The sequence below is a fragment of the Negadavirga shengliensis genome, from assembly GCF_042652345.1.
In the GTDB taxonomy this organism is placed as follows: Bacteria; Bacteroidota; Bacteroidia; order Cytophagales; family Cyclobacteriaceae; genus Negadavirga; species Negadavirga shengliensis.
Genome location: NZ_JBHSJJ010000002.1, coordinates 328,142 through 349,072, shown reverse-complemented (window position 1 = coordinate 349,072; position 20,931 = coordinate 328,142). Strand labels below are relative to the sequence as shown.

Annotated in this window: 13 protein-coding genes; 11 read left to right on the top strand and 2 right to left on the bottom strand. The window is 46.6% G+C overall.

What is annotated here, in order from left to right:
• Window positions 1–34: 34 nt before the first annotated feature.
• From ACFPFU_RS04390 to ACFPFU_RS04370, 5 genes are all read left to right on the top strand, one after another.
• Window positions 35–1,609, top strand: a complete 1,575-nt coding sequence (locus ACFPFU_RS04390; RefSeq protein WP_377061902.1) for an FG-GAP repeat domain-containing protein — start codon at window positions 35–37, stop codon at window positions 1,607–1,609.
• Between the two features lie 79 nt (window positions 1,610–1,688).
• A complete protein-coding gene (locus ACFPFU_RS04385) occupies window positions 1,689–3,098 on the top strand; it encodes a BNR-4 repeat-containing protein (protein WP_377061900.1) in 1,410 nt (469 codons plus the stop codon).
• Between the two features lie 50 nt (window positions 3,099–3,148).
• Window positions 3,149–5,044, top strand: coding sequence for a 7TM diverse intracellular signaling domain-containing protein (locus ACFPFU_RS04380; protein ID WP_377061898.1), 1,896 nt, complete (start codon window positions 3,149–3,151; stop codon window positions 5,042–5,044).
• 543 nt (window positions 5,045–5,587) lie between these two features.
• Complete coding sequence (locus ACFPFU_RS04375) at window positions 5,588–5,860, top strand: hypothetical protein (RefSeq protein WP_377061896.1); 273 nt, start codon at window positions 5,588–5,590, stop codon at window positions 5,858–5,860.
• 11 nt (window positions 5,861–5,871) lie between these two features.
• A complete protein-coding gene (locus ACFPFU_RS04370) occupies window positions 5,872–6,822 on the top strand; it encodes a succinylglutamate desuccinylase/aspartoacylase family protein (RefSeq protein WP_377061894.1) in 951 nt (316 codons plus the stop codon).
• 27 nt (window positions 6,823–6,849) lie between these two features.
• On the opposite strand, the gene ACFPFU_RS04365 is transcribed toward ACFPFU_RS04370, so the two are convergent.
• Both ACFPFU_RS04365 and ACFPFU_RS04360 read right to left on the bottom strand, forming a co-directional pair.
• Window positions 6,850–7,896 (bottom strand): glutathione synthetase, encoded by a 1,047-nt coding sequence (locus ACFPFU_RS04365; protein ID WP_377061892.1) that lies wholly within the window; start codon window positions 7,894–7,896, stop codon window positions 6,850–6,852.
• A 43-nt stretch (window positions 7,897–7,939) separates the two neighbouring features.
• Window positions 7,940–9,769 (bottom strand): flavohemoglobin expression-modulating QEGLA motif protein, encoded by a 1,830-nt coding sequence (locus tag ACFPFU_RS04360; RefSeq protein WP_377061890.1) that lies wholly within the window; start codon window positions 9,767–9,769, stop codon window positions 7,940–7,942.
• Window positions 9,770–10,044: 275 nt separating this feature from the next.
• Between ACFPFU_RS04360 and ACFPFU_RS04355 the strand changes: the two genes are divergently transcribed.
• The 6 genes from ACFPFU_RS04355 (at window position 10,045) to bglX (ending at window position 20,865) form a co-directional block, all read left to right on the top strand.
• Complete coding sequence (locus ACFPFU_RS04355; RefSeq protein ID WP_377061888.1) at window positions 10,045–10,347, top strand: hypothetical protein; 303 nt, start codon at window positions 10,045–10,047, stop codon at window positions 10,345–10,347.
• A 484-nt stretch (window positions 10,348–10,831) separates the two neighbouring features.
• Entirely contained in the window at window positions 10,832–13,849 is a 3,018-nt protein-coding gene (locus ACFPFU_RS04350; RefSeq protein ID WP_377061886.1) for a SusC/RagA family TonB-linked outer membrane protein, read from the top strand.
• A 21-nt stretch (window positions 13,850–13,870) separates the two neighbouring features.
• Window positions 13,871–15,418: a RagB/SusD family nutrient uptake outer membrane protein gene (locus ACFPFU_RS04345; RefSeq protein WP_377061884.1), complete on the top strand. Its 1,548-nt coding sequence runs from the start codon at window positions 13,871–13,873 to the stop codon at window positions 15,416–15,418.
• Between the two features lie 22 nt (window positions 15,419–15,440).
• Entirely contained in the window at window positions 15,441–16,526 is a 1,086-nt protein-coding gene (locus ACFPFU_RS04340) for a LamG-like jellyroll fold domain-containing protein (RefSeq protein ID WP_377061882.1), read from the top strand.
• A gap of 73 nt (window positions 16,527–16,599) precedes the next feature.
• Window positions 16,600–18,564: a glucoamylase family protein gene (locus ACFPFU_RS04335; RefSeq protein ID WP_377061880.1), complete on the top strand. Its 1,965-nt coding sequence runs from the start codon at window positions 16,600–16,602 to the stop codon at window positions 18,562–18,564.
• A 9-nt stretch (window positions 18,565–18,573) separates the two neighbouring features.
• Window positions 18,574–20,865: a beta-glucosidase BglX gene (gene bglX / locus ACFPFU_RS04330; RefSeq protein ID WP_377061878.1), complete on the top strand. Its 2,292-nt coding sequence runs from the start codon at window positions 18,574–18,576 to the stop codon at window positions 20,863–20,865.
• Window positions 20,866–20,931: the final 66 nt, after the last annotated feature.

The window sequence follows — 20,931 nt, the reverse complement described above, 5'->3', positions numbered from 1 at the left end:
TTTTAGGAATGAGGTTAAAAATAAAGATTGTATTGTGGAAACGTTAAGGGTTTTTGGATTCTGCCTGATGTTTTTCAGCCTGTGTTTCTTTGCATGCAAAGAAAAATCCACAGCCATAAAAGAAACGGAAGCACATCCGGCGGTTCGGTCTGACACATTGAGCGGGGATGAAATTTCAGGAGCTCAGTTGGCCAGGTCCTATTGTTCTGGCTGTCATATGTACCCCGAACCGGGACTGTTGGATAAAAAAACCTGGGAGACTTACATCCTGCCCAGGATGGGCCATTATTACGGAATATACGAATCAGATACTACCAGAGCCGGTCTGATAGAGGGCGGTAGACCAGGTCAATTGGTCGAGAAACTGAATATTTTTCCTACCACGCCGACTTTGGACCCGGCCATTTACAGCAAAATCAAAAGTTTCTATCTGGAAGAGGCGCCTGAGAACCTCCCGCCTTCATCCGCCGGGAAGATAAGCACCGGGCTTCGAAATTTTAAGGTCAAAAAACCTCCCTACAAGTCAAAAAATCCGATGACTACATTGGTCAAAATTTCCAGTCAAAACGGATTTTACATCAGTGATGCAGGTACTTCCACATTATCCATTTTGGACAGAAATCTGAAAACCGTGAAATCCGCCCCCGCGCCGGGAGGGGCAGTATGGATCCATGAGGGCGAAAATGCAAGTTATGCCCTTGTGATAGGCACTTTTAACCCCACGGATATGAATCTGGGTTTTTTGATGCGGTTGCCGGACAGACCCGGGGGTGATGCAAAAATACTGGCGCAGGATTTACACAGGCCGGTTCATGTGGACTTTGGAGACTTCGATGGTGATGGTCTTGAGGACTTCGTAATCTGTGAATATGGGAAGCACACGGGTTCACTTTCATGGTGGAAACAGGAAAGGGATGGTAGTTACAGAAGGAATGTTTTGAGAAACAAGCCCGGGGCCACGAAGGCCTATGTCAGGGATCTGAACGGGAATGGCAGACAGGATATCATAGCCCTATTTGGACAGGGGGATGAGGGTATATTCATCTATTACAACCAGGGAAATGGCCGCTTTATTGAAGAAAATGTGATCAGGTTCCCCGCTTCCTACGGATCAAGTTACTTCAACCTCTTTGATTTTAACAATGACGGTCATGAAGACATTATTTTCACCGCAGGGGACAATGCTGATTATGACCCAGTTCCAAAACCCTATCATGGAATCCGGATATTCCTCAACAATGGCCACAATAGGTTTACCGAGGAATTTTTCTATCCCTTGAATGGGGCTTATAATGCGGTTCCATGGGACTATGACCAAGATGGTGACATAGACATTGTGGCCATATCTTTTTTTCCAGATTATGAAAACTCGTCTGAGGAAAGCTTCATTTACCTGGAAAATAAAGGGGACATACAATTTGAAGCTTCCACTTTTGAAGGATCAAGTGAGGGAAGGTGGATTGTGATGGACGTAGGGGATATAGATGGTGACGGAGATGTGGACATTATACTGGGATCCATGGTTTTTGGAACGGATTATACAGAATATTTTGACAAATGGATGGATCACGGGCTGCCCTTCGTCATCCTCGAAAATACGCTAAAATAATCTTTGGTTTCAAATTTATGAATAAGGACCTGTTAGATTGGATGAATTATTATATTTTTGAAAATCAACCCTAATCCGAATGATGAAATTCTTTAAAGTACTTGTTTTATGGACGGTCATCAATGGTGTGGCCGTGGCATCCTTTTCCCAACAGCTAGATTCCGGGCTTTTCCCTACCGTGGAGGGCTATAAAGGGATATGGTTTACTTTAGGCCAGTTTTCAGAATATGGGGATAAATATTCAGGTGGCTTGGGAACTTATACTGCAAAACATATTCCTTTGGCCATCTACGCCCCGGAGGTTAACAAAACCTTTTTTGTATATGGCGGCACTACTTCTGAAGGGGAAAAATACCTTTTATGCATGATCGGAAGTTATGATCATGGCAAAAAGCGGGTTTCCAGGCCTGTGGTGGTTCACGATAAGGAAGGAGTGGATGATCCCCATGATAATCCCAGTCTGGCCATTGACGGGGAGGGGTATATATGGGTTTTTGTAAGCGGCAGGGGGAGAAAAAGGATGGGCTACAAATACAAAAGCAAGGAACCCTATAGCATCGAAGCGTTTGACCGGGTTACAGAAGAGGAGATGACATACCCTCAACCCAAGTTTATCCCGGGCAGGGGTTTTTTAAATCTATTTACCAAATATACAGGTATGAGGGAGCTTTATTATGAAACCAGTCCGGATGGGGAGGAATGGACGGAGGATCAAAAATTGGTTGCCATCAAAAGAGAGGGGGATAGAAACAGCGGACATTATCAGATCAGTGGGCAGCATGGGGAGAAAGTGGTTTTTTTCTGTAACTGGCACCCGGACGGCAATGTGGACCGTAGAACGAACATATATTATCTTCAGACGACTGATTTTGGAGAAACCTGGACGGATATAAAAGGGGAACCGCTTCAAATACCGGTGACCTCGGTGGAATCTCAAACATTGGTTAAGGAGTTTTACTCCAAAGGGGAGAATGTGTACATCAAAGACGTGAATTTTGACCGGAATGGCAACCCTGTTGCCTTGTACCTGTCTGGACCCGGCCACGAGCCCGGCCCCAAGCACGGCCCCAGGCAATGGGCGGTGATTCACTGGAACGGAGAGGAATGGGAAAACCATAGAATCACCGAATCAGATCAAAATTATGATACAGGAAGCTTGTGGGTAGATGGGGATGAGTGGATGGTGATCGCTCCTACGGAAAACAGTCCCCAACCCTGGGGGGCAGGCGGAGAAGTGGTGATGTGGAAAAGCAGCGACAGTGGCAGAACCTGGAAAAAGGAAAAGCAGATTACAGAGAATAGTCCTAGGAACCACAATTATATCAGGAGGGTGGTCAATGGACAGGACCCATTTCTCTATTTTTGGGCGGATGGAAATCCGGATGAGTTCAGCAAATCCCAGCTTTATTTTGGAGACAGCCAAGGCCGGGCGTGGATACTGCCTTATGATATGAAGAAGGGCCACATGAAGGCCAAAAAGTTAAAGTAGGGAAATGTATAAAATCCCTTAAATTTGGGGTATAATACGAAGCGACCCTTATGACCTGTGTTCATCTTACCTTGTTAAGATCTGCTTGCCTTTTTCTTTTTATCCTGCAAATTTCCGGGGTATATGGCCAGAGAGTGTCCGGATCGGCTACGCTGAATTTGGATGACAATTGGGAGGAACGGATCTTTTCCATCTCCCAACTTGAGTTTTTCGAAGACAGTACCAATTCACTTACTTTTGACGAAGTGATACAGCCTGGGTTTCAGCAGCTCATCAAAATACGGCCTTCCTTTAGCAAGAACAACTTTAATACGGCCTTCACCTATTGGGTGAAACTTTCCATTAAGAACTTTCCTAAAAGCAAAAAGAAATGGCTCATTGAGTTTTACGACCAGAGCATTGACCATATTGAAGCGTATATCCCGGATAAGGAGGGGAATTACATACAGAAAACCATGGGGGATGCCCGACCTTTTCGGGACAGGGAGTTTTTTCATAAAAATTTCCAGGTGAACATCGACAATGAGGGAGAGGGCATTTCCAATTTTTATTTTAAGATCAACTCTTCCCAGAAGGCGGATATCAGAATTGCCGTGAGGTCCTTTAACAGGTTTGTATACTATGCCCTGAATGAGTATTTCCTGTATGGACTTTTCTATGGTATGATCATCATCATCGCATTTTACAATTTTCTGATTTTCCTGGCAGTGAGGGAAATGAAGTATATTTATTACATTTTTTATTTGCTGAGCGTGGGTTTATACGCCATGAGCCTTGATGGTGTGGGCTACCAATATCTTTGGCCAAACAACCCCGAATTTAATCTACTTGTAAATGGGATCTTCAGTTTTTCCATTGTGATTTGGGCCATCCTTTTTTCCCTCAGGTTTCTAAATACCAGGGACAAATCCCCTGTGTTTCATTATTTGTTGTTGGCGTCGCTGGGAATCAAGAGCCTGTTTTTCATAAATGGGTTGTTTTTTGATGTTAAATATTTCGACATTTCCTATTTTGACGTAATACCTTTCTTGTTGATTTTTATCTCGAGTATCTATATTCTGGCAAAAGGCTACAAAGTCGCCAGGTTTTTTGTAATGGCCTATGGAGTTCTTTTTGTGGGGGCGGTGATCAAGGTGATGGCCAATACGGCTTTGATCGAACACAGTACATTGGTTTATTATAGCCTGCATCTTGCCTTTTTGATCGAGATGGTTTTATTGTCATTTGCTTTGGGGGACAGAATTAGAATCATGAAAGAAATCCGCGACAGAGCCTTGAAAAGATCTTTGCAACAATACAAGGTCAATGTGGCACTGAAAGAAAAAGTCAACAAAGAACTGGAATCAAAGGTAAAGGAGAGGACGAGGGAATTGGAAGACAAAAACAGGCTGCTTATCCAGTACAATGAGCAGTTACAGGAGAAAGATGAGGAAATAAAAAGGATCAATTCCCTTTTGGACAAGGACAACTGGAAGTTGAAGAGTTCGATCCGGGAGTCATTTCAGGCGCGTTTGATCAATAAGTTGTTGTCATACGAAGAATTTAAGAAAATATTTCCCGACAAATCGGCTTGCTGCAGGCATTTGGAGCAATTCAAGTGGGAAAGAGGCTTTGAATGCAGACAATGCGGCAATTCAAAATGCAGCCATGGGCCCAAACTTTTCTCCCGCCGTTGTACCAAATGCGGCTATATAGATTCAGTGACCGCGGGCACCATTTTCCACGGTGTCCGATTCCCGCTGGAAAAAGCCTTTTATATAGCCTATTCCGTCATTTCCGATACAAAACCGCAGACGTTGGACCAGTTGGCCGGGATGTTGGATCTCAGAAAAAACACGGTTTGGGCCTTTCGGAAAAAAGTCAAAAAAGCCATCGACCAAAATGGCATGGAAAGGCCTCACTGGCAGGATATTTTGATGGAAGAAGACATGGTGAAAATCAGGTGAAATCACTACATTTTTTCGACATCTCCTATTATATTATAATGGAACAGGAGCCCGCGGAGAAGCGCAGGTTTCTGATGGTAAATAGTTGTAGTCCCGGAAATATTTTTCTAAAAGTAAATTTATTTTTTTAAAAAAAACCAATCAATAATCTAATCAGGAATCATTTTTGATTATATGCTTAAATATAATATTATTTAAGTATTATAAATTAACGGACAGATGAAATCGGGCATGACGGGATCGTCACCCACAGGGATGCCCCGATAGCCCCGATAGCCCCGATAGCTATCGGGGGGGCAGGGGAAATCATGCGGGATTCTCCCGAATCGAGTTCCCCGAAACAAGTTTCCCGAAACCAGTTCGGGACAGGCTGGGGCAGGCCGGGACAAGCTATCCCGACCTGAGGTGCGGGACAAGTTATGACCATTGAAAAACAATTATAATCATATGAAATAGAGCATGACGGAATCGTCACACGGAACGGAGGGCTGATTATCTATCATGCAAGATTCCATATGACAATTAAGGAACAATTATAAACATATGAAAACGGCAATTTATAATCGAAAATACCTTTGGCTCTTTCTATTACTGATTGAAGCCCAAGCAAAAAAGAAGAAGAAAATATCCGATAGAGATGTCGACGATGAAGAGGGAGTTGAAGAATTTATTGATGCGGACCCCCGCACGGTGCCGGATCCAGACAGACAGAAAGCCCCAAAAGAAGAACCTGATAGTATGGGAAGGAGTGAAGAGGCAAAAAAGCAGTCTTCCAGTGAAACAGACAGATATAAGCATAGAAAGAAATCAAATTAATCCCAGCACTGATGAGCCAAAAAGACGGACCGGTGAATACCCAATCTGCCGAAATCCAAAGGATTTTGGGATCTTATCCTGAATCCATTTTAGCCCCGGGGCCAATTCTTTTAGTGACTGGGGCTGTCCATGGTAACGAGCCCAGCGGCCCAAGTGCCATCAAAAGGGTTATGGATAAGCTTGAAACTTTAAGTCCTGACATAAGAGGGAGGATCATCGGGGTGGTGGGGAATGTAAAGGCGCTAACAGAAGGTAAAAGACTTATAGACCGGGACCTGAACCGGATATGTACCCGTGACACCGCAGCGGCCATAAAAAGTGGCAGGTATCCTGGATTCCATGAGGCAAATGAATTCAGCTCACTGCTTTCCATAGTGGATGAAATGGAAGCGGATGAGAATGGCAGAGGGATTAATTTCATGGATTTACATACCACTTCTTCCCCTTCCGTTCCTTATATCAGTGTAAACAAAAGGTCAGAAAATCTCAATTTTGCCAATCGGATCCCCTTGCCGGTGGTTTCGGGCATTGAGGATTTTATTCCAGGGCATTTTGACCATTACCTTACCCTTAGAGGGCATGTGGGCTTCACGCTGGAGGCCGGACAACACGAAGATCCCAGGTCAGTCGACCACCATGAGTCGGTTATTTGGGCTACTTTGGTGGGCGCCGGGATGGTGGATGAAAAAGCCATTCCCGATTATCAGTCCCATCTGGAACTTCTTAGAAAGGTTTCCGTGGCAGATGATGCGTTTCGGGTAATTTATCGTCATGAAATCTTCCCCGGCGATGAATTTAAGATGAAACCGGGATTCAGGAATTTCGACAAAGTCAGTCCTGGGGAATTATTGGCTTATTCAAGGGGACAACAGGTATTCTCAGAATGGGACGGTTATCTTTTTTTGCCTTTATATCAAAACCAGGGGAGCGATGGGTTTTTTATTGTCCAAAAATGCCAATAAAACCCTTCCATCGCTCCGATGGTTTCTTTATACATCCAAGGTGGCCAGAAAAGCATTGGGCAGTTTACCCTGATAGTAGCGTTTGAACTCGATTTTTCTCTCAATGGCGGTGATGATCTCATTGGAGAATTTTTCCTTTTCCAGCCTTTCCATGCTCACGATGCCCCCGGGACTGTCCAGGTTCAGTTCCATGATTTTATCTCCCACGATATCTATGCCGGCCATGAACATACCGTCCCTGATGAGCTTGGGGCCTACGATTGCACATAAGGTTTTTATGGTATCGGTGAGCTGGGCCTTGGTAGGTGTGCCGCCCACATGAACGTTGCTCCTTATGTCCCCGTCTTTGTTCACCCGCTGCATGATGGCGGGTTTGCCCTTCACCTCCAGGATTTTGCCATTGACCAGGATCACCCGGGTATCTCCGTTTTTTGCGGCGGGCAGATATTCCTGGGCGATGACGAAGCCATACCTGGCGATGGTCTCCACGATCTGGTTGAGGTTGGTGGAATTGTCCATAAGAAAAACATCTTTGCCCCCTGACCCCTGTAAAGGTTTTACAACAATTTTACCTTTCTCTTTTTGAAAGAAATCTTTGATTTCCTCTACATCCCTTGAAATAATGGTACGCGGCCGGACTTCCTCAGGAAAATGTTGAAAATACATTTTGTTGTACGAAGTCATTAAAGCATATGGATCGTTTAATACCAATACACCCTTTTCCATGGCGATTTGGCCAAATATCATTCCCGCGGTTTTGGCCCAGGATCTGTCACCGATTTCCTCACAGGGGTTGTTTCTCAGGAACAACGCATCCAGGTCCTTTGAGGTGATGAAGAATTTTTCACGTTTAGGATCCTGGAAAAGTTTAAGGTAGTTGTCGAGGTTCCGGGATTTGGTTTGGGGGGCTTTTACGGCAAGGAGCCCCATATGGCCGTCCTCCAGGTAGCTCAATTCCCCGACACCCACGATGTATACTTCATGGCCTTTATGAACAGCGGTATATGTCAATAAAGTGGTGTCATACCACTCTTCTTCAGTTGCTATTTGATTGACTACAAATCCTATTTTCATGTTGGTTTAAGTTTATGGTAGTGTTTAGTTAGTTATGGTTCGGTTATTCGGTCATTTCAAGCAGAGGCAGGCCTTTTTTTACTTTGTTCAACCGGGCCAGCGTTTCGCGCTGCTTGAGGAACCGGGGAATTAAAGGATGGGGGTTCAGGATTTTCCTCATCTGTAATTCTTTGATCAGAGGAACATGGTCCAATGCAATTTTGCCCACATATAGAGGGGAGAGTTCTCCTTCATTTTTCAGGTATTTTATCAGAGAGATCAATCCCCGGAGGTATATGATGTCCTTGGTGCATCCCCCGCCCTGATAAATGCGCGCGGTGATTTCAAACGCAGGCGTTTCGTTGAATCGGTAAGTCCCTGTCAGGAGCTTAAATGTCTCCCGGAACCCGGACCCTTCGGTGAGGCTGTGCGCAGCCACCACCCGCCCGGCGAGCATTCTCATGCGCTCACCGGTAAGGCCACCTACCAAATATTCCGACAATACAGCAAGCCCTTCCTGCAGTTCTTCATAGCCTGCAAAACCCGTACTCATTTGCGTGAAAGGTTGGGCTTTTCCGTTGTAAAATGTAAGTACATGCGTGCCGACCTCATGATGGACCAAAGCCTCTACCCGGTTTTTGGGAACCCGAAAACTTTCCCCGATATACAGCTGGCCCTGGGATACAAGCATGCCGACGATATCAGGCTTAATCTCGACTTTAGCCTCCATGGCCGGATAAAACTGACGGTAATAAGCGATCTCTTCCCGGCATTTTTTTGCAAGATAATGGCAGTCAACCCATTCCCCCCCGTCACTTCTTTCCGGGGGGATGCTTTCTAAAATGGATATGGCTGTCTCATAAAGGTGCTTGTCCACGGAGCTGTATAAACGAATACTGCTGAACAGGAAATTCTTTGTTCCCCTTTCTTTGAGCATCGTCACTTGTTTTTCTATTTCCTCCCTTTTCGCTGTAAAAAGTAAAGTAATGGTAGGGTCTTCAATGCTCCTGATATCGATTTTAAACAGGTCTTCTTTGATTTGATCCGGGTCAATGGGCAGCAGACGGTACAAAAACCTGGGATTGGACTGAAAGTTTCTGGCTTGGAATTTCTTCTTCGCCTCCATGGTATTTAAGGGGGATATAAGCAGTAGAAACTGGTATTTCGTTTGCAGTTCAGATAACTGCCGGTCTATTTTCCAGACAGAAGGACTGATGGTGGTGCTTCCGAGTGCGTGATAATGCTGAATGCCAAGAGAAGTGTAGCCCCGGATGAAAGTATAAATACATTTTCTGAGTATTTTGGAAAAAGCAATTTTAAAATCACGGAATTCCAGGTAATAGAATTCGTCTTTTTCTTTGTCCAAGAAAAAAGGAGGGATTTCCAAGCCCAATAATAAAATACCAGCCTCCTGGCATTGTTCCATCGTAAGCAGCGGAGAAGACCAGGGGGCATGCCGCGATTGGCTGTATTCGGTTTTTACCCCCAATTTCATACGGTCGATGGCATAACTTTCCAACCCTTCGGCTAATGTTTGCACGGTGGTGGGCACAATTCCCTTAGGAGCAAGAATCTTAAAGTCGGTACTGCCTTCTTCACCTATCCAAAACTCCAGCACCATTACTGCCCCCACTTTTTGCGAGATGTTTTTGGAAACATATTTTATTATTTGGGCCGTTTCTCCATCCTGATTTTCAGTTTGGGGAAAAATGACATAGGAAGATTCACCTAATACCAACCGAATACATTTGTCCTCCCTGGATGCGTATCGATACACCAATAGATAAGGAAGTAGCCTTTCCTTTTTTAACTTGCCCCCATTTTCTAACTTGATGCTTACATGGGAGCCTTTGCTCAGGTATTCGGTAAGGGTATTTTTAATATTTTCCTGCATAATGGTGAAGTTTAAGTATGGAAAAAAACGATACCGGATCAATCTTCCAAAATAAACAAATCATATAGTTTTATTTATTCTAAAATTTAAATTGGATTATATAACTAAAATACGTAAATTGTCTAACAAATAATAGACCATGTTATTTTTATTTATATTTATAGTCCATAAATATATATTTATTTATAATTTTTTGTACTGGTAAAGGCATGAATATTGATGATTGTATGGAAAAAGTCAAAGCACAATAGTTACCAACTCAACGGTCAGAAATCATGGTTAAGAAAAATTCAAATAGTAAACCCCGCAATAAAAACGTATCGGATAAGAAGCAGAATCCCAAAGCAAGCACTGACAGGCAATATGAAATCACAAAAGAGGACATGGAGGCTTTGGGACCGAAGGACCTCAGTATGGATATGGGTGATGATGAGTCGCTAAAACAACGGCACGATAAAGTGGATTTTGCGGGGCGAGAACTGGATGTTCCCGGAAGTGAACTGGATGACGAACAAGAAGACATAGGCTCAGAAGATGAAGAAAACAATCATTATAGCCTTGGGGGAGATAGAGATTAAAAAGGTGCACTTAATGACGTGTATAAAACCCAAGTTGTGCATGTTCCTGAAGTGAAAGGATCTGTAAATACGGAAGGTGAAGTTAGGATGACATCTCGAAAAAACGGGTAAAAGTCGAGGTCTGTTGGTGGATAACCTGCAAAAACAAACCTAAACAAAATCTTCGATATTAAAACGGGATGTTCATTTATAAAACAGCAACTGGATGGATTTTGGGTGCTTTTTTGACTGTTATTTATGCGGTTTTTTTTCTTTGATTTTTTAAGGAAAACGGATACGTTTTTCAATGAATTTTCAGAAGTTTTTTATGATTCGGTTGTCTATCTTCTAATTTCATTTTGCCGAATGACGGCCTAATTGTTTATAGCAAGTTTAGTGATCAAATCAAATTCAATTATCTAACCAAACATTGTAAAGTATGATATACGCCTTACTAAATGGTAAGGGATTCATGAAGCCCAAAATCCCTTATTCAAAAAAATTAATGTTAGCGTTCATAATGGTGTTGGTGGTTTTTTCCACCGAGCTGCTGGCCCAACAAAAAGTGACGGGAAATGTCACGGACCAGAACGGAGATCCGTTGCCCGGGGTCACTGTGGTTATTGAGGGGACAAGCACAGGCACCGCGACGGACATTGACGGTAACTATGCCATTGAAGCAAACGCGGAAAGCGTATTGGTCTTTTCTTTTGTCGGATTCGAAAGGCAAAGCAGAGTAGTAGGCAATTCGAGCATCATCAATATACAGATGCAGGAGGACGCTGCGTCGTTGGAAGAAGTGGTAGTAGTGGGCTACGGGGCCATGAAGGAAAAAGACCTGACCACTGCCATCAGCACGGTGAAAACAGAAGATCTGGTAAAAACCCCGTCTCCCAATGCCATGCAGGCCCTGCAAGGCCGGGTGGCCGGGGTCCAGATTGTCAGCTCGGGTGTTCCCGGGTCCTCCCCGACGGTTCGTGTCCGGGGGATTGGTTCCTTCGAAGGTGGCGCGGCTCCCTTGTATGTGGTGGACGGGATGTTTTTTGACAACATCGACTTCCTCAACCCCGGTGACATCAAGTCCATTTCTGTGTTGAAGGATGCCTCATCGCAGGCGATTTACGGTATCCGGGCAGCCAATGGCGTAGTCTTGGTGGAGACAAACAGCGGTAACTACGAACAACAGCCGGAAATTATCTATGACGGGTATTATGGCGTACAGAATCCCCAGAATGTATTGAAGATGGCCAATGCCCAGCAGTTTGTGCAATATGTCAACGAAACCGGATCCGCTGCTGATATTGCCTTTGTGCAAAACGCCATCCAACGTTATGGCCGTAGCCGGATGGACCCTAATATTCCGGACGTCAACACGGATTGGTACAGGGAAGTTATGGGTCCGGCTCCCATCCAGAATCACAGCCTGACTTTCAACGGAGGAAGCGCCAAAACCCGGTACTCAGTGGGGGGAAGTTATTTCTCCCAGGACGGCTTGCTCAATGAATCCCGCAATGAGTACAGGCGACTCAATATGCGTGCCAACCTCAACACGGAAGTCAAAGACTGGCTAACGGTGGGAGGTACGTTTAACCTCAGCCTGGCAAGACAATATGTAGCGGAGGAGGCTGCCTGGTCCGCTGCCTATTTCGCCGTACCCATCATACCGGTATACGATGAACAAAATACCGGGGCATATCCGCACCGTTTGGCCAATGCCCAGCAGGTTGGATACCGGGGCCCTCAAAACCCCTTTAATTCTCTGTTGTACAATGACACCAGGAACAACATATCCAAACTGGCCGGAAACTTCCACGCGGATGTCAGGCTCATTCCGGATAGGCTGACTTTCCACACCGCTTACAATTACAAGGTGAACCAGATCAATCACCGGAAACTGAGCTTCGCTTACGGAAATGGGGTGACAGATCCCCAATCCGCTTTGAGAAGGGATAATTCCACCCGGTTTGATCAAATCGTGGACAACTACCTTACTTATAACAACATGTGGGGCAACCACATGCTGACGGCCACACTGGGGCAGTCCTTCACGAATGAGTATGGAGAGGGACTTTTTGCCCGGGGTACCTTGCTTAGTCCTGATCCCACATGGAATAACGAGTACCTCTGGTACTTGTCCAATGCCCAGAACCTGGACTTAGAAGATATTGGAGACGGTATCGCTCTGAATATCAATTATACTTCGTATTTCGGAAGATTGGCCTATAATTACGATGACCGTTATCTGGTGTATGGAACCTATCGGGTAGATGGCACCAACAAATTCCAGCAGAACTGGGCAGCATTTCCCACTTTTGGTGTGGGCTGGGTGCTTTCGGAGGAAAACTTTTTCAATGTCCGCGGAGTCGACTTCCTGAAATTCCGGGCGTCCTGGGGTCAGGTGGGCAACGCCGGCATCTCTCCGGCAGTAGGGGCCCCCACACTTGAAGAGACCGCGACGGCCATTGACGATATCCGTATCATCGGCAGGAGACTAAACCCTACTTTCGATCTGATCGACCGTTGGGAAACCGCCGAAGAGAAGAACATCGGGGTCAACGCCAAACTTTTTAGGAACAGACTGACCTTGGACGCAGACTACTACATCCGGGATACCCGGAACCTGGCGGTAGCGGTACCCACCCCGCTTTTTGCGGGGAGTCAAAGAAGAAGCATAGGTGCTGTCCGAAACCAGGGTGTCGAGGTTGCCCTCAACTGGGAAAACCAAATATCCCAGCACCTTTTTTATCACATCGGAGGAAATATCGCCACGTTGAAAAATTCTGTGCTTTCACTGGGCGGCCCGGACCGAATCAACGCCGGTCAGGCAGAGTTCAGGCAGATTTCTATCCTTGACAGCCCCTACCAGGCATTTTATGGATATGAAGTCGTAGGCGTTTTCCAAAACGAAAGCCAGATTGCGAACAGTGGTTATACCGAGGAGTTTGTCGCCGCCAATAATCTGGTCCCCGGTGATCTGATCTTTAAGGACCAAAACGGGGACGGAATCATCAATGACGAGGATCGTGTGGTATTAGGCTCCTATTTCCCTAAACTTAATTACGGGGCCAATATGGGCTTACGCTATAAGAACCTGGAGTTTTCTGCATTGATCCAGGGACAGTCAGGCAACAAGATACTCAACCGGAAGCGGGGAGAAGTCATTTGGACCAATGATACCAACATTGACGCAGACCTTGCCACCAACCTCTGGAGAGGGGAAGGCACGTCCAACAAATACCCCTCCGCTGCGGGTCTCCGCAAGGCCTGGAATCAGAACATGAGCGACTACTTTGTGGAAGATGGTTCCTACTTCCGGGTCCAAAACGTCCAAGTGGTTTACTCTTTTTTTGGGAAGAACCTGTTTGGTTTGCCCATGCCGACGACCCGCTTGAGCTTTACTGCCGAAAGACCCTTGACCTTGTTCAGGTACAATGGCTTTAATCCCGAAGTGGATAACGGAGTTGACATGCAAGTGTATCCAATACCTGCGATTTATACGCTGGGATTGAGCATCAAACTATAAACTTCTAATCATAGAAATGCCATGAAAATCCATAAATTATATAGCTATATACTCGCTGCCTTGACGGGTCTACCGTTAGTGACTTCATGCATCGGCCTGGTGGATGACCCGCTGGAAAACGTGCAGAGAGTCGAAGAAACCGATTATACACAACCCCAGAACATGAACTTGTTGCTGTACGGGGCGTATGCCGATCTTTACGCCATAGGCTGGGAAAATTTCCCGACCATCGCGGTCCGCGGGGATGACGTCAACGCTGCCGGTGACCAGGCTGCTTTGATTGACACGGACAATTTTCACTATGACCGAAATTTCTGGTTATACAATAACACTTGGTCGGGGCTTTATTCCGATATACTCCGTTGGCATGGAGCTCAGGAAGAGCTCCAAAAATACCTGGAAGCGGGAGCCAACGAGGCCAGAGCCCTACAGTATATTGCAGAAGTCAAGGTCATGCAGGGATTCGAACTGTTCCAGTTGGCCAGGCTATGGGGAAATATCCTTATCCCACAAGGCTCTGACCCGGGAGAGCTTTACACTTTGGAAGTCACTTCGTTTGAGGGAGTGATGCAGCACATTTCTGACCAAATGGATCAAGCTATACCCGATCTACCCAGTGTTCATCCCAATCAGCGTACGGATATACCTGGCGGTATTACCAAGTACACTGCTCTTGCAGTAAAAGCCCTTGCCAACCTGGAATTGAAAAATTACCAGGCCGTGGCCAGCGCCACCGGTGAAATCATAGCTGATGGCCAATTTCAATTGGCGTCCAACTATTACCAGCTCTTCAAGATTCCGGGAAAACTGAACGGTGAAAATATCCTGGAATTTCAGTATTCTGACTATGGCACCCCCTCCGGCAATGTCAACAACTATTTGTATGCTTTCTTTGGTCCCCCCAGTTGGACGCCGGCAGTGGCAGGGGCATCACCGGGTTGGGGATTCTGGGAACCCACCACCAAGTATATTAAATTCATGCTGGACCGAGGCGAGCGTACAAGGTTGGAAACTACGGTTCTTTTCACGCCGGACGGTATAGCGGAAATCAGGTCTGACCCCAATTACGCCAACCTGCCCGGCTGGATCAGTAACGTCTCTCCTGACGGCGATGTGTTTAACAATCATGTCAGACTTAAGTTCCTAAGCGGCAAACACTACCTTCCCTCAACACAGTTGACTCCGGGAAGACTTGCGTATGGTTCCAACAAGAATTTTATCTGCATCCGCTATGCCGAGATACTGCTCATGCACGCAGAAGCCTTGGTTAGTGGCGCCAGCAGCCAGGCAATGTCCGCGGACCAGGCGGTGAACGCGGTGCGCTCAAGAGCAGGATTGGGATCGCTTTCCGGCGTTACCCTTGATGATGTGCTGGATGAGAAATACGCGGAATTTGGAATGGAATGGGGTATCCGTTTTTATGACTTGGTGCGCCACGGGAAAACGTCTGAGTTGAACTTTGGTGGCAGGAACTATACCCCAAACCACAGGTTCATTCCCTATCCGCTGGAACAATTGGATATCCTGCCGCAGATCAGGGAAGCCGCAGAAGCAGCGAATGCAGGTTAAACCAGGGTAAAAAATAGGAAAAATGAAAAAACTTAGCATCATATTATTTATAGGATTGATCTGGATGGCTTTTGGCTGCGCTGAAGGTTATATAGATGACATAGCGTTTGTAGAGCCCGGACCGGATGAAGCGGCGCCGGAGGTGACCATCAATTATCCGTCTGAAGGAACGCTCATCAGAGTGACAGAGGATGTCACTTCCATGGAAGTGGATTTGGAGGTCCGTGATGATATTGAAATCCAATCGATAGTCGTGGAACTGAATGGTGAGGAGATTGCCAGGTTTGAGGACTTTCCGGATTACCGAAGGGCTTTGAAGAAGTTTGAATACGACAATGTCACCAACGGACAGCATACGCTTACGGTAACCGCAACGGATCTTTCAGGAAAAACCACTTCTGAAACCGTGAACTTCGAAAAAGTAGAACCCTATCGACCGGTTTATGACAATGAGGTGTTTTATGTGCCTTTTGATGGGGACTTCATGGAATTGGTCCGCATCCAAAACCCTGAGGTCAGCGGAAGTCCAGGTTTTACCAATGGTGTCGTGGGTAGGGCTTATGCAGGAGCCAATAATGCCTATTTGACATACAATACCAACGGTTTGAGAAATCAGGAGTTCAGTGCCGTCTTTTGGTACCGTGTCAATGCTACTCCTGACAGGGCCGGATTGTTGGTTATGGGACCGCCGGACACCAATAACCCCAACGCGATGAATAACCGTTCGAAAGGTTTCAGGCTTTTCAGAGAGAGTGCGGGACCCATGCAAAGGGTTAAACTGAACGTCGGCAACGGCTCGGGCGACAACTGGTTTGACGGCGGTGAAGCCGCAGACATTAACCCCGCCGCCGGTGAATGGGCCCACATCGCCTTTACCATTTCCGGTTCAAGCTGTGCCGTTTACATCAACGGCGAAGTAGTAAGCCAGGGAGCGTTTTCCGGAATCGACTGGGAGGGTTGCGATATCCTCACCGTGGGGTCAGGGGCACCTAGATTTACCGAATGGGGGCACCTTTCAACCTCCAGCTTAATGGATGAACTTCGAATCTTTGACAGGGCACTTAGCCAGGATGAGATACAAAGCATCATGGCAGCGGAGCGTAATTGATTCAGTTAAATTAGGGAGAGATGGGCGGTTTGGTTTTTCTCAAGTCGCCCGTCTCTTCCTTTTAATTATACCGATGATGAAGATCGCCACATTTTATCTTGCCCTGGTGTTTCTTTTGGCCAGTTGTGAGAGACAAGACTTAGAGATTTCAGAGCTCAGACTTGTTCAGGTGACGATTGGTGATACTGAAATAAGCCTCTCAGAGCCTTTCAGCCAAGATCTGCCAGTGGACCGCTCCATTACTTTGAAGTTTTCAAGCGCATTGGATCCGGCTACCGTAACCAATGCCATTTCATTGATAGGAGAAGATGAAATGATGAATATATCAACCAATTTGATCTCTAACAACTCCGCCATCACCATCCATCCGGTAGGAACCCTTAAACAAAATACCCAATACAGATTGGTGGTTTCAGAACAATTGAGAGGAGCCAAAGGAAATCAGTTTAGTGGAGAGGAAGTAAGGTTCAAAACCATAGTGGGCGGTATTCAGATTACTTCTTTTGCTATAAAAGATGCAGTTGAGATCCGCGCAGGCAGGGTAGTGGATGTTCCCTTGGATTTTTCAATAACCTTGGAGTTCTCAGCTCCGATTGACCGTGATTCTTTCCGGGAAGCCTCCCGGCTTTTGGGAAAGGAAGCTCCCCAGTTACAGTTTACTTTTGAGGAAGGTGACCGGAAAGCGGTGGTTTCCGGATCTGCACCGCTGCAATACCTGTCAAAATATGCCTTTAGCCTTTCTGATGCGTTCGAAGGGAAAGATGGTGAACATTTTGGGGGATTCGAGCGGGTATTTTATTCCCGTATTGATGCAACTCCCAAGTTTCCGTTAATCTCAGATGAGGAGCTTTTGACCAAAGTTCAGGAACAGACCTTCCGGTATTTCTGGGATTTTGCTCACGGGAATAGCGGTTTGGCTAGGGAAAGAAACACTTCCGGAAATCTGGTGACTATTGGCGGATCAGGGTTCGGTGTGATGGCGCTGATCGTAGGGATGGAAAGGGGGTTTATTACCCGGCAGCAGGGAGTGGAAAGACTGGCCAAAATTGTGGGTTTCCTTGAGCAGGCAGACAGGTTTCACGGGGTTTGGCCTCATTGGCTGAACGGCAATACGGGAGAGGTAATTCCTTTCAGCGCAAGAGACAATGGAGGGGATCTGGTGGAGACAGCCTTTATGATCCAGGGCCTGCTTACCGCCAGGACGTATCTCAATGCGGGGCTACCTGAGGAAAAAGTCATTATGGATAAAATTACCCGCCTTTGGCATGAGGTGGAATGGGGTTGGTATACCCGGGGCGGTCAGGATGTCCTGTATTGGCATTGGTCACCGGAATTTGGCTGGGATATGAATTTACCGATAAGGGGATATAATGAATCTCTGATCGTGTATGTCTTGGCAGCATCTTCTCCCACATACCCTGTCCACAATGCAGCATACCACAATGGATGGGCAAGAGGAGGCAATATGGTAAACGGAGGCACGTTTTTTCAGTATCAGCTTCCTTTGGGGGAAGATTTTGGCGGGCCGTTGTTCTTTGCCCATTATTCCTATTTGGGGATGGATCCGCGCAATTTGGCCGATCAATATGCCGACTATTGGGAACAAAACCAAAACCACACCCTTATCAACCGGGCACATTGCATCAACAACCCATTGGGATATGTGGGCTATGGAGAAGACTGCTGGGGATTAACGGCCAGTGACAATCACGAGGGATATTCCGCTCATTCCCCTACCAATGACAAAGGAGTGATCACGCCTACCGCAGCGTTGTCTTCCTTTCCCTACACACCGGAAGAGTCCATGAAAGCTTTGGAATTCTTCTATTATCAGTTGGGTGACAGAATTTGGGGGGAGTATGGTTTTTATGATGGTTTCAACATAACAGAAGAGTGGTATGCGGACAGTTACCTGGCCATTGACCAGGGACCGATCATACTGATGATTGAGAATTATAGAACCGGCTTGATTTGGAAGACCTTTATGGAGGATCCTGATGTAAAATCCGGCTTCGACAAACTTGGTTTCACCTACTAAACTGAAACGATGAAAAAATATACAATTCCATTATTGAGTGCATTTTTATGTTCTTTTCCGTTGTGCCACCTGATGGCACAGACTCTGGATGAATCGATAGGTCATAAAGTAGATTCATTGATCGCTTTAATGACGCTTGAGGAAAAAATCGGACAGCTAAATCTTCCCGCAGCTGGGGATTTTACTACCGGACTGGCTTCCAGCTCAGACATCGCGGGAAAAATCAAGGCGGGACAGGTAGGCGGATTGTTCAATATCAAGACGGTCGACAAAATCAGGGATGTACAACGTGTGGCGGTGGAAGAAAGCCGCCTGGGAATTCCGCTGCTGTTTGGAATGGATGTCATCCACGGTTACGAGACCATATTCCCCATTCCCTTGGGATTATCCTGTAGCTGGGATATGGATTTGATCAAAAAATCCGCACAGATGGCTGCCCAAGAAGCCAGTGCCGATGGGATCAATTGGACTTTTTCGCCCATGACCGATATTTCCCGGGATCCCCGGTGGGGGCGGGTGTCGGAAGGAAATGGGGAAGATCCCTATCTGGCTGCTCAAATCGCCAAAGCGATGGTCCAGGGTTACCAAGGCGAAGACTTGAGTTTGGATCACACCATCATGGCCTGTGTGAAGCACTTTGCCCTGTATGGCGCACCGGAAGCCGGCAGGGATTACAATACCGTGGACATGAGTCGCCAGCGCATGTACAATGAATATTTTGCTCCTTATAAGGCAGCTATCGATGCAGGCGTAGGCACGGTGATGACCGCCTTCAATGAAGTTGAGGGCATCCCTGCCAGCGGCAACAGGTGGCTTATGACCGATGTGTTACGCGATCAATGGGGATTCGATGGCTTTGTCGTGACGGACTATACCGCCATCAATGAGATGATCGACCATGGTGTAGGTGATCTCAAAACTGTTTCTTCTTTGGCGCTCAATGCGGGCGTGGAGATGGACATGGTGGGGGAAGGTTTCCTGACCACCTTGGAAAAGTCGCTTGAAGAAGGCAGTATCACCGAAGCACAGATCAACCGCGCCTGCCGGCTGATCCTGACTGCGAAATTTAAACTGGGTCTGTTTGATGACCCTTATAGATACTGTAATCCTGAGCGGGCAAAAAATGAAGTGTTTACCGCGGAAAACCGGCAATTTGCCAGACAAGTGGCTGCCCAGTCTTTTGTCCTTATGAAAAATGAGGAAAAGACGCTTCCACTTCAAAAATCCGGAACCATCGCCCTGGTGGGGCCCATGGCAGACAACGCGGAAAACATGACCGGGACCTGGAGCGTAGCGGGGAGGTTTGAAGAATCGGTTTCCCTGATGCGGGGAATCCAAAACGCCGTGGGAGAAGGGGTAAAAATCGTCCATGCCAGAGGTGCCAACGTGGTGGCCGATTCCCTTTTGGAATCCAGGATCAGTATTTTCGGTAAACCCACCTATCGTGACAACAGACCCGAAGAAGTCCTCATCCGGGAAGCCCTGGAAACCGTCAGACAGGCAGATGTCATCGTGGCGGCCATGGGAGAAGCCGCCGAGATGAGCGGCGAGTCCTCCAGCCTCAGTTCGATCGAACTTCCGGAGAATCAAAGGAGGCTTCTCCAGGAGCTGAAAAAGACTGGGAAACCCATTGTTCTGGTACTATTCGCCGGAAGGCCCCTAGCCATCAAATGGGAATCCGAAAACATTCCCGCCATTCTCAATGTGTGGTTTGGTGGCAGCGAAGCGGGAGATGCCATTGCCGACGTGCTCTTCGGAGATGTCAACCCTTCTGGCAAGCTCACTGCCACTTTTCCACAAAACACAGGACAAATTCCCATTTACTATAATCACAAAAACACCGGTCGTCCGCTTCCCGAAGGGGAATGGTTCCAAAAGTTTCGGTCCAATTACTTGGATATTCCCAACGAGCCGCTGTATCCTTTTGGCTATGGATTGAGCTATACGGAATTCGAATACGGGGATCTGACACTCGACAGCCATGAACTCCAGGGAGACCAAACCCTGTCAGCCAGTGTTTCCCTCACCAACAAGGGTGGTCATGATGGAGCGGAAGTGGTCCAACTGTATGTCCGGGATTTGGTGGGCAGCATCACCCGCCCGGTGAAGGAATTGAAGGGATTCCAAAAGGTATTTCTGAAAGCGGGCGAGACCATTGAAGTTAGCTTCGAAATCGGTCGCGAAGACCTGATGTTCTACAATCACAGCCTGGAACATGTATTCGAGCCGGGAGAATTTGAGATCATGATCGGTGGCAATTCCGAGGATGTGGTGAGGCAAAAGATTAATTGGAAAGATTGAGATAGGTGCCATAAGCGTTCTGGCGTGGAGGATTAGGCAAATAAATCCAAAAGGTTCGTCACGCAA